This is a genomic window from Burkholderia cepacia GG4, from assembly GCF_000292915.1.
GTDB classification, from domain to species: Bacteria; Pseudomonadota; Gammaproteobacteria; order Burkholderiales; family Burkholderiaceae; genus Burkholderia; species Burkholderia cepacia_D.
On record NC_018514.1, the window covers coordinates 2,428,456 to 2,444,285 of the forward strand.

The following is a 15,830-nucleotide window of genomic DNA, read 5'->3' on the forward strand; positions in this document are numbered from 1 at the left end:
GGCCGGCGCGGCGCGCATGCCACGCTATTGTCCAACATTTCCACGCAGGCGAGGACGCGGCGCGCACGCGCCGCCGCGCAGCACTATCGCGCGCAATCGGCCAGCAGGTTCGCGAGCACCGACGCACCTTGCGCGAGGTGCTGCGGATCGGCATCCTCGGCCTCGTTGTGGCTCAGTCCGGCCTTGCACGGGACGAACACCATCGCACTCGGCGCGACGTACGACAGGTTCACCGCGTCGTGCCCGGCGCCGCTGCACATCTCCAGATACGGATAGCCGGCGGCAGCCGTCACCTGCCGCACGCGCGCGACGCATTCGGCATCGAACACCACCGGCTCGTACTCGGCGATGGTCTGCACCTGCACCTGCGTGCCGCGCAGCGGGATGCGCTGCACGCAGATCGCTTCGATATCGGCGACGAGCCGCTGCAGCGCCGGCCGCGACGGGTGACGCACGTCCACGCTGAAGCGGACCAGGCCGGGGATCGTGCTCGGCGAATTCGGCTGGCACGCGACATGGCCGACGGTCACGCGCGCATCGGCATCGAACGCATGCCCATGGTCGACGATCGCGGCGATCATCGCGGCGGCCACGCCCATCGCATCCTTGCGCACGCTCATCGGCGTCGTGCCCGCGTGCGACTCGAAGCCGGTCACCGTGACGTCGAGTTCGTAGATGCCCTGCACGCCGGTCACCACGCCGATCGGCAGACCGGCGTTCTCCAGCACCGGGCCTTGCTCGATATGCGCTTCGAAATAGGCTTTCGGCATCTGTCGCTCGCGCTCGCGGCCGGCGAAGCCGGTGCGCTCGAGCTCGTCGCCGAGCCGCACGCCCGTCTGCATGCACGGCCGGACCAGCGCGTAGTCGAGATCCAGCGTGCCCGCATAGACGGCCGAGCCCATCATGCCGGGCGTGAAGCGCGAGCCCTCTTCGTTGGTCCACGCGACGACGTCGATCGGATGGCGCGTGACGACACCGTGCTCGTTCAGCGCGCGAATCGCCTCGAGGCCGGCGAGCACGCCGTAGACGCCGTCGAAGCGGCCGCCGAGCGGCTGCGTGTCGAGATGGCTGCCGCACATCACGGCCGGCGCGTCGGGCTGCGTGCCGGGCCGGCGCGCGAACACGTTACCGATCGGATCGATGCGTACCTCGCAGCCGGCGTCCTCGCACCAGCGGATGAAACGTTGCCGGCCGAGCACCTCGTCGGCACTCAGTGCAAGCCGGCAGCTGCCGCCGCGCGCGGTCGCGCCGATCGTCGCCATCTCCATCAGCGAATCCCACAGCCGTTGCTGGTTGACCAGAATCATTGCGGCAGCTCCTGAAAAGCTCCGAGCATATACACTCGATCCGATAAGAAAAATCCAAGATTTCGATTCGTGCGATAACTTTTCCTTGTCACCCATGAAGCTCAAGCAGCTCAATGCGTTTCTCGCGGTCGCCGAGCACCGCACCATCCGCGGTGCGGCCCGCGCGCTCGGCGTCACGCAGCCGGCCGTCAGCAGCATCGTGCGCGAGCTCGAAGCCGAGCTGGGCGTGCCGCTCGTGATGCGCAGCGTCAAGGGCGTCGCGCTGACCGACTACGGCAGCGCGTTCGCGATTCGCGCGCGGCTGATCGTCGAGGAACTCCAGCGCACGCGCGACGAAATCGAGCAGTTGCGGCTCGGCACGAGCGGATCGGTGTCGATCGCGGTCAGCCCGACCGTCGCGCTCACGATCCTGCCGCGTGCATTCGATGCGTTCACGCGCAAGCTGCCCGGCGCGACCGTGAACGTCGACGATGCGCTGACCGCGACCGATCTCGCGCGGCTGCGCGACGGTTCGCTCGATTTCATCGTCACGCACCAATTGTCGAACGCGCTGCCCGACCCCGACGAATTCGCGAGCATCGCGCTGTTCCGCACGGCGTTCGTGGTCGTCGCGAGACGCCGGCATCGGCTCGCGCGTGCGCGCTCGCTGCGCGAGCTAGGCGACGCGCAATGGTGTGTGCCGCGTTATGGGGAGGGTGGTAACGATCTGGTGCATTCGATCTTCACGCCGTCCGGTCTCGAGATACCGAAGCGGGTGCTGCACTGTCCGTCGTTTGCCGCGACGCTCGGGCTCGTGTCGCAGACGGACGCGCTCGGCGTGTTCGCGCGGCCGCTCGCGGACGTCGAACGCAAGTCGCGCGGGATCGTCGTGCTCGATCTCGCCGAGCCGCTGCCGGCGTTGACCGTCGTGATCGTGATGCGGCGGCATGCCCTGCTGACGCCGGCCGCGCTGCATCTGATCGAATGCCTGAAGGCGGCCTCGGCGAACGTGCTGGCGAAGGATGACGACGGCACGTAATCGACGAAGCGCGACGCAAGCAAGACGCAAGCACCGCGCCCGAAACGCTCGCACGCGCCGCCGTTCAGCCCACGTGCACGCCGCGCAGCTTCGTCAGCAACGCGACGAGACGATCGATGTGTTCGTCCTCCGTGCGCCACGACGACACGCTGATCCGGAACGCCGGCCGCCCCTGCCACACGGTCTGCCCGAACCATACGTCGCCCGAATCCTGCGCGGCCTGAAGGATCGCGATCGTCTCGTCGTCGGTGCCGGCGCGCACCAGCACCTGGTTCAGCACGACACGGTTCAGCACGTCGTAGCCGGCAGCGCGCAGGCCGTCCGCGACGCGCTGTGCCTGCGCGCAATGCCGCTCGATCATCGTCGCCACGCCCGCGCGGCCGAGCGCACGCAGCGCGGCCCACACGGGAATGCCGCGCGCCCGCCGCGAGAATTCCAGGTTCAGGTTCTTCTGCGCATCCTGCGCGCCGCTCAGGTAGACCGCGTCGCTGTTCATCGCGGTCGCGAGCGCGGCCGCGTCGCGGCAGATCACCATCGCGCCGTCGTACGGCGTGTTGAGCCACTTGTGGCCGTCGGTCGTCCAGCTGTCCGCGCCGTCGATGCCGTCGGTCAGCGCCCGCTTTGCCGACGCGCGCGCCCACAACCCGAACGCGCCGTCCACGTGCACCCATGCGCCGGCGGCCTTCGCCGGCGGAATCAACGCAGCGAACGGATCGAACTCGCCGGTGTTGACTTCGCCGGCCTGCACGCAGAGGATCGTCAGGTCGTCGAGCGGCGGCAATTCCGCGGGGTCGATGCGGCCGTGCGCGTCGACCGGCGCGACGACGAGACGCTTCATCCCGAAGCCGAGCACGCGCAGCGCCTTCTTCACCGTGATGTGTGCGAACTCGGAGATCACGACCTTCACCTCGGGCGCGCCGATCAGGCCGTCCTCGTCGACGTCCCAGCCCTTGCGCGCGAGCAGCGCGCGCCGCGCGGCGACCAGCGCGACCAGCGTGCAGGCCGTCGCGCTCGTGCCGAAGCCGACCGCGCTGCCTGCGGGCAGCCCGAGCACCTCGACGACCCAGCGCGCGGCCTGCCGCTCGATCGTCGCCGCCACCGGCGAATTCGCGAACGACGACGCGCACTGGTCCCACGCGAGCATCAGCCGCTCGGCCGCGGCCGCCGCCGGCAGCGTCGCGCCGATCACGAAGCCGAAGTAGTTCGGGCCGTTCGACGCGACGGTCGCGGGCGTGCCCTGCTCGTCGAGCAGGCGCAGCACGTCGTCGGCAGGGCGGCCCTCGTCAGGCAGCGGCTCGTCGAACGCGGCGAGGCCCGCAAGCGCGGCCGCGTCAGGGTACGCGCGCCGGTCGTTCGTGGCGGCGAGGTAGGCATGCGCGCGCCGGTCGGCGTCGGCCAGCAGGGCGAGTTCGTCCATTCGGTTGCCTCGGGGGAGATCAGAGTTGCAGGAGATCGCGGCCCAACTGATGCAGCGCATCGTCGATCCGCTTGTAGTACGTGAACTTGCCGACGCGCGTCGCCTGCACGAGCCCGGCATCCGCGAGGATGCGCATGTGGCGCGTGGTCGTGGCCGGCGCGATGCCGAGCTTCTCGGTGATATAGGTGCAGCACACGCCGAGTTCGTCGAAGTCGCCGTGCGGCTGCGGCGGGAAATGCCTGCGCGGCTGCTTGAGCCAGCGCATCACGGCCAGACGGCTTTCGTTGGCCAGTGCGCTGATGCGGGTGACGTCGTCCATGGGTTCGGTCTCGTTTAACGTTTTGAATATTAGCTAAATGACGAAACGTGGACAACCGGGTTGGCGGGGTTTTTTGCGCTCGCCGTCGTGCTGGAATCGGCCTCGTCCGCTACTGCACCGGATTCGACGTCATCGCATCGATGGCTGGCACCGAGCCGCGTCGAGCGTGGCGCGATCCGGTGCGATCAATCCGCCGATGCGCGGGTAAGCGGATCTGCGGGCCGTCGCGCCCCAACGCGACGCGACGGTCGTCACCGCGCGGCGAGCACGCGGTCGATCAGCTCGCCGATCCACAGCGCGAGCGCGTCCATCCGCTCGGCCGGCACGCTGCCGTAGCCGAGCACGAGCCCGTTGTAGCCGTGCGCGGTGCCCGGCAGGCAGAACGACGACAGTGGCCGCAGGATCAGCCCGTGCGCCTGCGCGACGCGGCTCAGTTCCGTGTCGGCGACGGGCACGTCGAGCCGCGCGGACAGATGCATGCCGCCCGCGCCGCCCGACACCGTCAGGCGCGTGCCCAGGCGCCGCTCCAGTGCGTCGTGCAACGCATCGCGCCGCTCCGCGTACACGCGGCGCATACGCCGCAGATGCCGCGTGAAATGCCCGGCGTCGATGAACTCCGCAAGCGCGCGCTGCTCGACCGCGCGGCCCTGCAGCAGCAGCGCGCCCGCCGCGTCGCGCAGCGGCTGGGCGAGCGCGGGCGGCACGACCATGAAGCCGAGCCGCAACGCGGGAAACATCACCTTGCTGAAGGTGCCGAGATAGATCACCGGCGCATCGTCGGCGAGCCCCTGCACGGCCGCGTGCGGCGTGCCGTGGTGCCGGAACTCGCTGTCGTAGTCGTCCTCCACGATCCATGCGCCGGCCGCCCGCGCGTGCGCGACGAGCGCGAGCCGCCGTTCGAGGCTCATCACCGCGCCGAGCGGATACTGGTGCGACGGCGTGATGTAGACGAGCTTCGGCGGACGATCGCGCCAGTCGTGCGGATGCGGCGCCAGCCCCTGCGCGTCGACGCCGATCGGCTCGACGCGCAGGTCGGCCGCGAGAAACGCATTGCGCGCGCCGTGGTAGCCGGGGTTCTCGATCCACGCGACGTCGCCCGCGTCGGCCAGCGCGCGGGCGCACAGGTCGAGCGCGCCCTGCGTGCCGTCGGTGACGATCACCTGCGCAGCGTCGCAGCGCACGCCGCGTGACGCACGCAAATAGCCGGCGATCGCGTCGCGCAGCATCGCATCGCCTTCCGCCGACTGGTAGCCGAGCTGCGCCGGCCCGGCTGCGCGCCATGCGCGCTCGATACAGCGTCGCCATGCCGCGAGCGGGAATTCGTCGACGGCCGGCACGCCCGGCATGAACGGCAGCGATTCGTCGAGGCCGCTCGTCGCGCGCTCGGCCTGCACGACGCGCCGCGACAGCACCGCCCTATCGGCGACGGGCGCCGCAGCGGCAACCTGCGGCCCGCGCAAGCCCATCTGCGCGACCACCGTGCCCTGCCGCGTGCCGATCACGAAGCCTTCCGACGCGAGCCGCTCGTACGCGTAGAGCACCGAGTTGCGTGCGATGCCGAGTTCGTCGGCCAGCGTGCGCGACGCGGCAAGCCGCGCGCCTTCGGCAACCCGGCCGTTCAGGATCGCGTCGCGCAGGCACGCGTACAGCCGCTGCTGCTGCGACATCCGCGCGGCCGCGTGCGGCCCCGCTTCGCGCTCGAAGGTCGACAGCAGGACGGCGTAATCCATCGTGGCTCCAGAAATTGGGTATGTCATGGGTCTACACATGGTGCCACGAACTTTCTATCGTAGATGCCTGCTCCCGTTTCCGGCCGCGCCGGCAACGCTTCATTCCATCCTCGAGAGATTCGCGAACATGAACGCTACCGACGCCGGCCTGACCGTACGCCCTGTGCGGGAAGACGACTACGACCACTGGCTGCCGCTGTGGGACAGCTACAACCGCTTCTACGGCCGGTTCGGCGACACCGCGCTACCGCGCGAGATCACGCAGCTCACGTGGTCGCGCTTCTTCGACGGCGACGAGCCCGTGCATGCGCGCGTCGCGGAACGCGGCGGCCGGCTCGTCGGGCTCGTGCATTTCCTGTATCACCGGAGCACGACGCTGGTCGGGCCGACCTGCTATCTGCAGGATCTCTTCACGCTCGACAGCGAGCGCGGCAAAGGCGTGGGCCGCGCGTTGATCGAAGCCGTCTACGACGCCGCGCAGCAGCATCGCGCCGAACGCGTGTACTGGCAGACGCATGAAACGAATCACACGGCGATGCGGCTCTACGACACCGTCGCGGAAAAGACGGGATTCGTGATCTACCGGAAGGTATTGCCGCGCTGATCACGCCGCGCGCGGCAGGTCGTACGCGGCGCGGCCGCGACGGCTTCAATCCAGCGGCCGGGCCTGCCGGCCCGGTCGATCCATTGGCCGGCGACGTGCGTCCAGTGTCTTGCAATGGCTTTCGTGTCGGTCATATGTGCTCCCGATCGCGGTTCGTCGTTCCGGCCCAGGATGCGCATGGCAAGCCGAAGCGGCGGCGCGCGTGCGCACGGCCTTGCGCTGCCCGGGTTGTCGGGGTTGTCCGGGTTGTCCGGGTCGCTTCGGTCGGTTTCCGTTTCCGGCGGCGGCGTTCTACAGTTACGAGAAACAACCCGCGCGGCCGCGTATCGTCCCCGCTCGACGATACGCACCCGATTCCGAGGAAAGTCGATGCCGAGTATCGTCGCCGGTCCCGCCGGTCTTCCGCCGAGCCCCGTCGCCGCGGAAACCCGCATGGTGCACGACGTTGCCACGCTGCAGCCGGCCGAATACCGTTCGGCGGACGGTGCGTCGTGGGTCATCGCGACCATCACGCCAGCCAGGGACAGTGGCACGAACGTGACCGGCACCACCTACTTCGATACCGCGAAACAGCAAACCGTCGCGGTGCCCGATGCACGCCGGCGTTATGCGAACCGCGGCACGTGGCAGGTCGTTGCCAGTTCGAGCCCGTCGGTGCCCGCGACAGGCCGCTACGACTGGCTGACGCTCGCGTGGCTGCCGATCAACCAGCGGCCGCTGCCGCAAACGCCCGAGCATCTGTATTCGCCGTTCATCCAGGGCGGCACGATCATTTATCGGTGGCATCCGGCGGCGCAAGGCGGCGAGCGGTTCGGCAACGTGCGGATGATCTTTCCCGAGTGGAAGCAGCCGGTGGCGGACGTGCTGCGATCCGCTGCCGGCGACGCTCCGCAAGCGGCCGCCGCTTCGCCGGCAGCGGCGCTCGATCGCGTGCAGCAGGACGGCAATCCGATGGCCGCCGTGCTCGACTTCGGCGTCGCGCTTCATGAAGAACCGGCCGAGCGGATCGCCGCGCGCCTGCCGGCCTTGCTGCGCGCGAACGACCTGCACGAAGTGTCGGCGATCGTGTATCAGTGCATCGCCGCGTCGCGTGAAGAGGACCGGCCGCGCTTCGTCGAAGCGATCAACGGATCGATCGTCTCGATCGACGACAGCGCGCGCCTGCTGGCGATCGCGTATGGCGCGTTCGCGGCCGGCCGGGCGCGGCCTCGTCCCTTCACCGATGCCGCACAGACCGCGCGCATCAACGATGTGTTCACGGCGTTGAAGCAGCGGACGTCGGCATTGCACATACCGGTGCCGGACGGTTCGCCGTGGGCCGAATTCTTCACCGCATACCGGCTCGGCGGCGCGCCTTCCGGCTCGGGTGGAAACCGGCAGTAATTGCCGAACATTCGGATGGTCAGTCAGCCTGATGCTCGGGAGGCCTGCATGAAAGCGACGTCGTACTGAATGCCCGCGCCCGCATGCGATCCGCATTCGTCAGACGATCCGCATCGCGCGGGCACGACGGGAACCCGTGTGCGTCCCGTAGGGTCGAAACGCATCATGACCGTCGACGGCGTCGCCGTCACCGGTCGCTCCACCCTCCCCGCACTCCTTTCTTCCCATGTTGAGCATCGGTCCCTTCTCGATCCGCGTCGTCGCGGTAGCCGCCGCCGCGCTGCTGGCGTGGCTCGTCGCCCGTTTCATCCAGCGCCGTCCGCCGGACGGTCAGCACAAGACCGCGTCGAGCCTGATCCTCGACGTGCTGCTGCTCGGGCTGATCGCCGCACGGATCGGCTACGTCGCGCAATGGTGGCGCGACTACGCCGCCGCGCCGCGCTCGATCATTGCACTCGGTGACGGCGGCTTCGACTGGCGCATCGGTATGGCCGCCGCGCTCGTGTTCACCGTCTGGCGGCTGCGCCGGCTGCCCGCGCTGCGCCGCCCGGTGACAGCCGGCATCGTCGCGGGTCTCGCCGCATGGGGCATCGCGCAGGGCACGCTGGCGACACTGCAACGCACCGCGCCGCCGTTCGCGTCGATGCAGCTCGAAGCGCTCGACGCGACGCCCGTATTGCCGCAGCGTTTCGTCGGCAAGCCGGTCGTCGTGAACCTGTGGGCGACGTGGTGCGCGCCTTGCCGGCGCGAGATGCCGATCCTCGAACAGGCGCAGCGCGATCACCCCGGCATCACGGTGCTGATGCTCAACCAGGGGGAAAACGCGCAAGCTGTGCGCGCGTTCCTCGAACAGCAGGGGCTGCGCTTCGATCACGTGCTGCTCGATCCTGCGCTGCACGCGATGCATGCGTACGGGTCGCGCGGCTTGCCCACGACGCTGTTCTTCAACGCGAAGGGCGAGCTCGTCGAATCGCACATGGGGGAGTTGACCGCCGCGCGGTTGAAGGACGCCGTCGCGGAGCGCTTTGGTCAGTGATGCCGTCGGCAGCGTGGTCGGGGCCGCTATCGATCATCGGTAGCAGCGCGCGTTCTCGCTGCCGCGCCTGACTCGACCGGCGACACACCGCCTCATCGACAACCGCCGGCTACGCCTACGGCCGTGACAACACCATCACGCGCCCCGACACGCGCTGAAGCTTGAGCCACCCTGTGTCGGCGGTGAACTTCAACTGCTGCAGCGGAAAATCGAATCCCGCCTTCTGCGCGGCGCTGACCACCGCATCGGCGATCCAGCGGATCAGTTCCTTGCCCTCGTCGGTCGTCTGATGGCCGTGCTGGATGCCGTAGAAATAGCGATTCCCGGCGTTGACCTCGTTCTGCAGCTGCATCCAGTGCCCCGGCAATCCGGGCAGCGTTCTGAACAGGTCGGCCACGCGCTGCGTCGTCAGCCCGCGCGCCCACAACGCGCCGTTCACGGCGGGCCTCGCCAGGTTGTGACGGTCTGCTTCCTGGGCCCGTTCCTTGATCTCGCCTTTCAGCGCATCGGGTTTCGTCATCACGCATTCCTCATGAGGGGCCGGCGACGGGCCGGTTCCGTGACAATGACCGCCGGAGAACCAAGCGCCCGCAACGGGCGAGGTTCACGCGTGATGCGGGAGGCGGCCGCGAACGACATGCCGGTGACGCACGCCGGCGTGGCGCGCGGGCAAGGCTACGCGATAGCGCGCGCGGGCACGGGCCCGCCCGCGCCGATTGAACGATACGCGCATTGCACGAATTCAACGCCTGTCAGCACTATCAGTGCCCGGCCATTCGTACCATGCGCGAAACACGCAAAATCAGTCCAGTCCGATAGGCGGCAACGCGCGCTGTCGATATGCTTGTCGAGTGCGGTGCCGGCGGAATCCTGTCTACATCGGGATGATGTCAATCAACGATCTTCGTCGGTCACCGCACCCCTCTCCCTTGCGATCCGGCTTCGGTGCAGGCGTTCGATGGTGGCCGGTGGGCGCGGCCACGACAGAGAACCACGATGTTGAAACAATACGCTGCCATATGCGAACGCGGAGCGCCTGCTCCGACGCCCGACTCTCCCGATTTCCCCGATTCCCCTCCACTCACACCTGCGCGCCCGTCCATTGTTCATGAAAATGCGACACACCTCGATATAGTTTCCTGAATATATCGAATTATTTTCCATTGAATTCGCTTCAGTAAATCGAACTGTTTCGGTTTGCGATTTACTGAACAATTTCCATTCCAGGCCGAATATTTTTTTATTTATTTTTCGCCATGCTGGCCACGTCGCGCTTGAAAAAGCAAACGTTTGCGCGACGCAGCAAAGCGCCTTATCCACCGACCTTCAGGAGGAAAGCATGGCCGACTCTCAAACGTCCTCGAATCGCGCCGGCGAGTTTTCGATTCCGCCGAACACCGACTTTCGCGCGATCTTCTTCGCGAATGCCGCCGAGCAGCAGCACATCAAGCTGTTCATCGGCGACAGCAACGAACCCGCCGCTTATCACAAGCTGACCACGCGCGACGGCCCGCGCGAAGCCACGCTGAATTCCGGCAACGGCAAGCTCCGCTTCGAAGTGACGGTAAACGGCAAGACCTCGGCCACCGACGCGCGCCTCGCACCGATCAACGGCAAGAAGTCCGACGGCTCGCCGTTCACGGTCAACTTCGGGATCGTCGTATCGGAAGACGGTCACGACAGCGACTACAACGACGGCATCGTCGTGCTGCAATGGCCGATCGGCTGACCTGACGCCCGCTTGACGACCGATTCATGCCGGCCGGCGACTACACCGACGGGATCGTGTTCCTGAACTGGCCGCTGGGCTGAATCGGGCGCGGCAGCGCGCGGCATGCGTTGCGCGCCGCTGCCGCGCGCAATGGCGACGGGGTCAACCACGCATTGCGCATCGAATCACTCGAGCAGTCATTTGCATTCCCACGCTGCGCTCCGTGCGCGACAACGGCGAGATCCGCTCACCGGACGTGCGACGCGCAACCTTCCATTAAGACGAGGACGACATGTCACAACCCTTTACCCATGACGATCTGTACGCACTCCTGCAAGTCGCGGGCAACGACGCGACCGCCGTGCAGGCGAACGGCGACCAGGCGGTGCTCGACCGGATGCGTCAGTTCATGACCGCGCAGCTGGTGGAGAAACTGCCGCAGTACGACGTGTTCGTCGACATCGCGACCATCCCGTACAGCTTCGACGTCGGCAGTTGGCAGAACAAGGTGAAGACCGATGCTGCGGGGCAAGTGGTCGCGTGCACGGTGACGTGGGCCGGCGCGCCAGGCGTGCTGCCCGGGGCGGCGGCGAAGTTCGGCGTCGGCGCAGTGGTCAATTACTTCTCGAAAGCGACGCCGCAACCCGAGCCCACGCATCCGGATACCACGACGACCGGCGGCGGCGAACGCGACGGCATCTTCAACCTGCCGCCGAACATCGCGTTCGGCGTGACGGCACTGGTCAATTCGGCCGCGCAGCAGACGATCGAGGTGTACGTCGACGACAACGCAAAACCGGCCGCGACGTTCCAGGGCGCCGGCACACAGGACGCGAACCTGAACACGCAGATCGTGAACTCGGGCAAGGGGAAGGTGCGCGTGGTGGTGACGGCAAACGGCAAGCCGTCGAAGATCGGCTCGCGTCAGGTCGACATCTTCAAGAAGACCTACTTCGGGCTCGTCGGGTCGGAAGACGGGACGGATGGTGACTACAACGACGGGATCGCCATTCTGAACTGGCCGCTCGGCTAAGCGGCAGAATCCGGTCGATCTTCGCCACGCCATCCGGCGTGGCGATTTGGCTCGACAGGATTACCGCCGATTGCAACATGACGCGCTTCGGCTTTTCGCGCCTGTTCTCGATGAATACCGGTTGGCCGGTGATGCGCTATGTCCGGTACAGCATCTGGAACGGCTGGCTGCCGACGTCGGGGTTCAAAGCGGTGGACGCGCCCGAGTTCGAGCGCTACAGCGGCGACTACGATCCGGTGACGGGCGCCGGCGAGCTTGAAATATGGCTGCCTGTCGAGCATTCCGCGTGAGTTGTCGGCACCGATCGGCGCGCCCTCACGCTCGATCCTGACGACTATCCACGGCACTGCACCACGGTGCGCATCAACGTTCGTGCGCAACGCTGCCGGCCGCGCCGGCCGGCGTCCGCTCGATGGTCAGCCGTCACGCGGCGCGCGACGCTGCGACATCACGAGCGGCTGCGTCCACGTGGCCGCGGCCAGTTGCGTACGCGCGGCGCGAGCCACGCTCTTGAACGCCACACGCTGCTCGCCCTTCAGTTTCGCCGCCCTTGCCGCCTGCACCAGTTCGATCGGATCGACGAGACGGGCATGTCGCCGGACTTCGAAGTGCAGATGAGGGCCGGTCGCGGTCCCGGTGCTACCGACGGCGCCGACGCGCTGGCCACGCAGTACCCGCGCGCCGGTTCGCAGCGTCGGCTCGAACGCGGACAGGTGCGCGTAGTACGACATATAACCGCCGGCATGACGGATCACCACATACTTGCCATAGCCGCCCGGCTCGGTGCCGATGAACGTCACGACGCCGCGCTCGGATGCACGGACCGCACGGCCCGTCGGCGCGGCGAGATCGACGCCGGAATGCACGTGACGCGCGCCGGTCACCGGATGCACGCGCGCGCCGAACCGCGAACTGATCCGCGTCGCGCTGACCGGCATCTCGAACCGCGAGCCGGCGAGCGGCATGCCGTCGAGATCGTAGTAGGCGCCCGGCGAGCCTGCCTGCGGTGCGAACCACACAGCGGTGACGCGCTGGCCGCGAAAGCGGACATCGAGCGCCGTCACGCGCACGCCGCCCGCCAGCGTCGCGCTGTCGTCAGGGGCGAAGGCGACGCGGAAGGTATCGCCGCGCGCGCCGCGCTGCTTCGGATCGGTACGCCCGGCCAGCAAGCGGTTGATCTGTGCCGCGACACCGGCCGGCAGATCGGCCCGCGCCAGCGACGCACGCAGGCTGCCGGTGATCGCGCCGGCGCGCGTGCCGCTCTCCTGCCCAGCGAACACGAACGACTCGGCGGATGCCAGCTCGGCGCGATGCGGCTCGAATGCCGGCGGCACGCCGATGGCCGGCAGCGGTGATGCAAAGCCGTAGTCGAAGCGGGCCGCGTAATTGCGCTCGATCGCACCGCGCGCCGCATCGCAGAGGACGACGTACGGCGTACATGCGCCGGCACGCATCGCGAACCTGCCGGAAGCGGCGTGCGCGCGGGCGTTCGCCGCGCGCGGTTCCAGCGCGACACGCGGCACCGTGGTCGATGCCAGCAAGCCGCCCCAGATGGTGCGGGAGGCACTGAAGAAAGGCACGTCGACAAGGTCGGCCGCTTGCGCCGTCACGGGTGTGAACGGCGCGGCGCCGGAAGACACCAGCGCCACTGCGCCCTGCGTGCCGGCAAGCCATGCCGCCGCGGCGACACCGCTCAGCAGCATGCGGCGAATCGGAGCGCGGATGGCCCCGCTTTGCGCGGATCGACCTTGTTCGCGTGCGAGACGGAAACGCAGGTATGACCGCATGACGTCGTCACTCGCTATCAATGAAAAATCGGGAAAGAACCGGATGTCGCGGAGGAACGATCGTCACGATCCGGCAACTCGGAATCGAGTGTATCGACGGGATCGAAATGGCTGAATAGGACCAATCCTGTTTGTCAAACGATCCGCTTAGTACGAGAACGAAATCACGCTTTCACCGCAAGAACGCCCGGTAATCCGCCCCGTTGCGTTCGCGCGAAACCATGCATGCCGTGTACAGTCGAGGGCTGCCGACGCGCGAGCGCACGCCGGTCCGACGATGACGGACACGCTGCGCGCCGCGCCCTGTGTCTTCAAACCGGAACCCCGCCATGTTGCTCGATCATCTTCATCCGGAACGCTGGACGTTCCTGTGGAACGCGCTGTCCACACTCTCCGTCAAGCTCTGCGCGGCCCTCGTGCTGCTCGTCGGCGGCTGGTGGCTGTCGAAACGCATCGGCAACTGGCTGAACCGGGTGCTCTCGAACAAGGAGCGCGTCGACGACACGCTGCGGCCGATTCTCTGCGACGTCGCCGTGTGGAGCGTGCGCATCGTCGCGATCGTCGGCGCGCTGTCGCAGCTCGGCATCGAAACTGCCAGCATCGTCGCGGTGCTGGGCGCCGCCGGCCTCGCGATCGGGCTCGCGCTGCAAGGCACGATGCAGAACATCGCGGCCGGCATCATGCTGTTGCTGCTGCGGCCGTTCAAGGTGGGCGACTACATCGACGGCGGCACGGGTGTCGCGGGGACGGTGGACGAGGTCGGGCTCTTCATGACGCGGCTGACGAAGCCGGACGGCATCTGCGAATACGTGCCGAACAGCGCGCTGTGGGGCAGCGCGATCCGCAACTACACGCGTAATCCGACGCGCCGCCTCGATCTCGAAGTGGAAGTGTCCGTGCACGACGACATCGACCGTGCGCTCGACGCGCTGCGCGCACTGGCAGTGGCCGATCCCGACGTGCTGCAGGATCCCGCGCCGGACGTGATGGTGATGCGCTTCGACGACAGCACCGCGATCGCGAACATGCGCGTGTGGACGCACACGGACAAGTTCTGGGCGATGCGCTGGCGCCTCGCGCGCCAGGTGCGCAAGACGCTCGCCGATGCGGACTGCGCGCTGCCGATCCGCACCCGCGAGCTGCACATCGTGCACGACGCCGAACAGCCGCTGCGGCAAGCCGAACCGCGCCGCGTGCAGGCGTCGCAAAGCGCGTCGTAAAACCTCGGAGCACGCAACAGCGCGAGCCGCGCGGCGCGCCCCGCCTGCGTCACATCCTGACGATGTCGAGCAGCGCCTTCTTGCCGCCCTTGTACGTGAACACCGAGATCGCGCCGTGCTTCAGATCGCCCTGCGGCGTGAAGCTGGTTTCGCCGATCACGCCGCGATATTCGGTCGCCGGCATCGCGGCCAGCACCTTCGCCGGGTCCGTCGAGTTCGCGCGCTTCATCGCGTCGACGATGATGTGCACCGCGTCGTACGAGAACGGCGCATACACCTGCATCGGCTGGTGGTAGCGCGCCTCGTAACGCTTCACGAACGCCCCGCCGCCCGGCATCTTCTCGAGCGCGATGCCGGCTTCCGAGCACACGACGTTGTCCGACGCCGGGCCCGCGAGCTTCGGCAGGTCGGTCGAGCACACGCCGTCGCCGGCGAGGATCTTCGCGCGCATGCCGAGCTGGCGCGCCTGCTTCGCGAGCGGGCCGCCGGTAGCGTCCATCCCGCCGTACATGATCGCGTCGGGGTTCTCGCCCTTGATCTTGGTGAGGATCGCGCGGAAGTCGATCGCCTTGTCGTTGGTCGCGTCGCGCGAGATGACCTTCATCCCGGACGCCTTCGCCGCCTTCTCGAATTCGGTCGCGAGGCCCTGCCCGTACGCGGTCGAATCGTCGATCACGGCAACCGTCTTCACGCCCATGTTCTTCGCCGCGTAGGACGCCAGCGCGGGCCCCTGCTGCGCATCGGTCGCAACCACGCGGTAGGTCGTCTTGAAACCCTGCTGCGTGTACATCGGGTTGGTCGCAGCCTGCGAGATCTGCACGACGCCGCCGTCACGATAGACGCGCGACGCCGGAATCGACGTGCCCGAGTTGTGATGGCCGACGACGCCGACCACCTTGTCGTCGACGAGCCGCTGCGCGACCTGCGTCGCGGTGCGCGGATCGCCCGCGTCGTCCTGCGCGTCGAGTTGCAGCGTGACCTTCTTGCCGCCGATCACGAGCCCCTTCGCGTTGATCTCCTCGACCGCGAGCCGCGCGCCGTTCTCGCTGTCCTTGCCGAGGTGCGCGATCGCGCCGGTCAGCGGCGCGACGTGCCCGATGCGCACGACCTCGTCCGCGTGCGCGGACAGCGCGAATAGTGCGCACGCAAGCGCCACCGCGGTCGCGCCTGCCGTCTTCTTCTGATGTCGATTCATGTTCGTCTCCTTCCTTGTCGCTCTTGGTTCGTGATCAGGACCGTCGTTGATTGCTGGCAAAGCGATGCGG

Annotated in this window: 15 protein-coding genes; 8 read left to right on the forward strand and 7 right to left on the reverse strand. The window is 67.7% G+C overall.

Annotation, left to right across the window (positions count from 1 at the left end):
• Positions 1–83 precede the first annotated feature (83 nt).
• Positions 84–1,307, reverse strand: a complete 1,224-nt coding sequence (locus GEM_RS26550) for a Zn-dependent hydrolase (RefSeq protein ID WP_014900513.1) — start codon at positions 1,305–1,307, stop codon at positions 84–86.
• A 94-nt stretch (positions 1,308–1,401) separates the two neighbouring features.
• Here GEM_RS26550 and GEM_RS26555 point away from each other — a divergent pair, with 94 nt between their 5' ends.
• The gene (locus GEM_RS26555) at positions 1,402–2,325 is read left to right on the forward strand and encodes a LysR family transcriptional regulator (protein WP_014900514.1); all 924 of its coding nucleotides are present in this window, start codon (positions 1,402–1,404) and stop codon (positions 2,323–2,325) included.
• Between the two features lie 64 nt (positions 2,326–2,389).
• Here GEM_RS26555 and GEM_RS26560 read toward each other — a convergent pair whose 3' ends face one another.
• The 3 genes from GEM_RS26560 to GEM_RS26570 form a co-directional block, all read right to left on the reverse strand.
• Positions 2,390–3,742, reverse strand: coding sequence for a pyridoxal phosphate-dependent decarboxylase family protein (locus GEM_RS26560; protein WP_014900515.1), 1,353 nt, complete (start codon positions 3,740–3,742; stop codon positions 2,390–2,392).
• Positions 3,743–3,761: 19 nt separating this feature from the next.
• A complete protein-coding gene (locus GEM_RS26565) occupies positions 3,762–4,061 on the reverse strand; it encodes an ArsR/SmtB family transcription factor (protein ID WP_014900516.1) in 300 nt (99 codons plus the stop codon).
• 251 nt (positions 4,062–4,312) lie between these two features.
• Positions 4,313–5,791, reverse strand: a complete 1,479-nt coding sequence (locus tag GEM_RS26570) for a PLP-dependent aminotransferase family protein (protein ID WP_014900517.1) — start codon at positions 5,789–5,791, stop codon at positions 4,313–4,315.
• A 127-nt stretch (positions 5,792–5,918) separates the two neighbouring features.
• Between GEM_RS26570 and GEM_RS26575 the strand changes: the two genes are divergently transcribed.
• The 3 genes from GEM_RS26575 (at position 5,919) to GEM_RS26585 (ending at position 8,814) form a co-directional block, all read left to right on the forward strand.
• Positions 5,919–6,395 carry a GNAT family N-acetyltransferase gene (locus GEM_RS26575; protein WP_014900518.1) on the forward strand — a complete coding sequence of 159 codons (477 nt, stop codon included), beginning with the start codon at positions 5,919–5,921 and terminating at the stop codon, positions 6,393–6,395.
• Between the two features lie 369 nt (positions 6,396–6,764).
• Positions 6,765–7,778 (forward strand): hypothetical protein, encoded by a 1,014-nt coding sequence (locus tag GEM_RS26580; protein WP_014900519.1) that lies wholly within the window; start codon positions 6,765–6,767, stop codon positions 7,776–7,778.
• A gap of 226 nt (positions 7,779–8,004) precedes the next feature.
• Positions 8,005–8,814, forward strand: coding sequence for a TlpA family protein disulfide reductase (locus GEM_RS26585; RefSeq protein WP_014900520.1), 810 nt, complete (start codon positions 8,005–8,007; stop codon positions 8,812–8,814).
• Positions 8,815–8,929: 115 nt separating this feature from the next.
• On the opposite strand, the gene GEM_RS26590 is transcribed toward GEM_RS26585, so the two are convergent.
• Positions 8,930–9,334, reverse strand: a complete 405-nt coding sequence (locus GEM_RS26590; RefSeq protein WP_014900521.1) for a hypothetical protein — start codon at positions 9,332–9,334, stop codon at positions 8,930–8,932.
• An 819-nt stretch (positions 9,335–10,153) separates the two neighbouring features.
• Between GEM_RS26590 and GEM_RS26595 the strand changes: the two genes are divergently transcribed.
• The 3 genes from GEM_RS26595 (at position 10,154) to GEM_RS30620 (ending at position 11,848) form a co-directional block, all read left to right on the forward strand.
• On the forward strand, positions 10,154–10,543 hold the full coding sequence (locus GEM_RS26595) for a fucose-binding lectin II (RefSeq protein WP_014900522.1): 390 nt from the start codon (positions 10,154–10,156) through the stop codon (positions 10,541–10,543).
• A 274-nt stretch (positions 10,544–10,817) separates the two neighbouring features.
• Positions 10,818–11,558 carry a fucose-binding lectin II gene (locus GEM_RS26600; protein WP_014900523.1) on the forward strand — a complete coding sequence of 247 codons (741 nt, stop codon included), beginning with the start codon at positions 10,818–10,820 and terminating at the stop codon, positions 11,556–11,558.
• A 77-nt stretch (positions 11,559–11,635) separates the two neighbouring features.
• Positions 11,636–11,848: a GyrI-like domain-containing protein gene (locus GEM_RS30620; RefSeq protein ID WP_014900524.1), complete on the forward strand. Its 213-nt coding sequence runs from the start codon at positions 11,636–11,638 to the stop codon at positions 11,846–11,848.
• Between the two features lie 126 nt (positions 11,849–11,974).
• Here GEM_RS30620 and GEM_RS26610 read toward each other — a convergent pair whose 3' ends face one another.
• Complete coding sequence (locus tag GEM_RS26610) at positions 11,975–13,345, reverse strand: M23 family metallopeptidase (protein WP_014900525.1); 1,371 nt, start codon at positions 13,343–13,345, stop codon at positions 11,975–11,977.
• A 329-nt stretch (positions 13,346–13,674) separates the two neighbouring features.
• Between GEM_RS26610 and GEM_RS26615 the strand changes: the two genes are divergently transcribed.
• On the forward strand, positions 13,675–14,565 hold the full coding sequence (locus tag GEM_RS26615; RefSeq protein WP_014900526.1) for a mechanosensitive ion channel family protein: 891 nt from the start codon (positions 13,675–13,677) through the stop codon (positions 14,563–14,565).
• Between the two features lie 49 nt (positions 14,566–14,614).
• Here the strand turns inward: GEM_RS26615 and GEM_RS26620 are convergent, their stop codons facing one another.
• Positions 14,615–15,760: a branched-chain amino acid ABC transporter substrate-binding protein gene (locus GEM_RS26620; RefSeq protein ID WP_014900527.1), complete on the reverse strand. Its 1,146-nt coding sequence runs from the start codon at positions 15,758–15,760 to the stop codon at positions 14,615–14,617.
• Positions 15,761–15,830: the final 70 nt, after the last annotated feature.

Bases quoted from the DNA above. Each gene is read 5' to 3' on its own strand.
- GEM_RS26590 (WP_014900521.1), bottom strand. From the start codon at position 9,334: ATGACGAAACCCGATGCGCTGAAAGGCGAGATCAAGGAACGGGCCCAG.
- GEM_RS26575 (WP_014900518.1), top strand. From the start codon at position 5,919: ATGAACGCTACCGACGCCGGCCTGACCGTACGCCCTGTGCGGGAAGAC.
- GEM_RS26620 (WP_014900527.1), bottom strand. From the start codon at position 15,760: ATGAATCGACATCAGAAGAAGACGGCAGGCGCGACCGCGGTGGCGCTT.
- GEM_RS26550 (WP_014900513.1), bottom strand. From the start codon at position 1,307: ATGATTCTGGTCAACCAGCAACGGCTGTGGGATTCGCTGATGGAGATG.
- GEM_RS26580 (WP_014900519.1), top strand. From the start codon at position 6,765: ATGCCGAGTATCGTCGCCGGTCCCGCCGGTCTTCCGCCGAGCCCCGTC.
- GEM_RS26600 (WP_014900523.1), top strand. From the start codon at position 10,818: ATGTCACAACCCTTTACCCATGACGATCTGTACGCACTCCTGCAAGTC.
- GEM_RS26565 (WP_014900516.1), bottom strand. From the start codon at position 4,061: ATGGACGACGTCACCCGCATCAGCGCACTGGCCAACGAAAGCCGTCTG.
- GEM_RS26570 (WP_014900517.1), bottom strand. From the start codon at position 5,791: ATGGATTACGCCGTCCTGCTGTCGACCTTCGAGCGCGAAGCGGGGCCG.
- GEM_RS30620 (WP_014900524.1), top strand. From the start codon at position 11,636: ATGACGCGCTTCGGCTTTTCGCGCCTGTTCTCGATGAATACCGGTTGG.
- GEM_RS26615 (WP_014900526.1), top strand. From the start codon at position 13,675: ATGTTGCTCGATCATCTTCATCCGGAACGCTGGACGTTCCTGTGGAAC.
- GEM_RS26585 (WP_014900520.1), top strand. From the start codon at position 8,005: ATGTTGAGCATCGGTCCCTTCTCGATCCGCGTCGTCGCGGTAGCCGCC.
- GEM_RS26595 (WP_014900522.1), top strand. From the start codon at position 10,154: ATGGCCGACTCTCAAACGTCCTCGAATCGCGCCGGCGAGTTTTCGATT.
- GEM_RS26560 (WP_014900515.1), bottom strand. From the start codon at position 3,742: ATGGACGAACTCGCCCTGCTGGCCGACGCCGACCGGCGCGCGCATGCC.
- GEM_RS26610 (WP_014900525.1), bottom strand. From the start codon at position 13,345: ATGCGGTCATACCTGCGTTTCCGTCTCGCACGCGAACAAGGTCGATCC.
- GEM_RS26555 (WP_014900514.1), top strand. From the start codon at position 1,402: ATGAAGCTCAAGCAGCTCAATGCGTTTCTCGCGGTCGCCGAGCACCGC.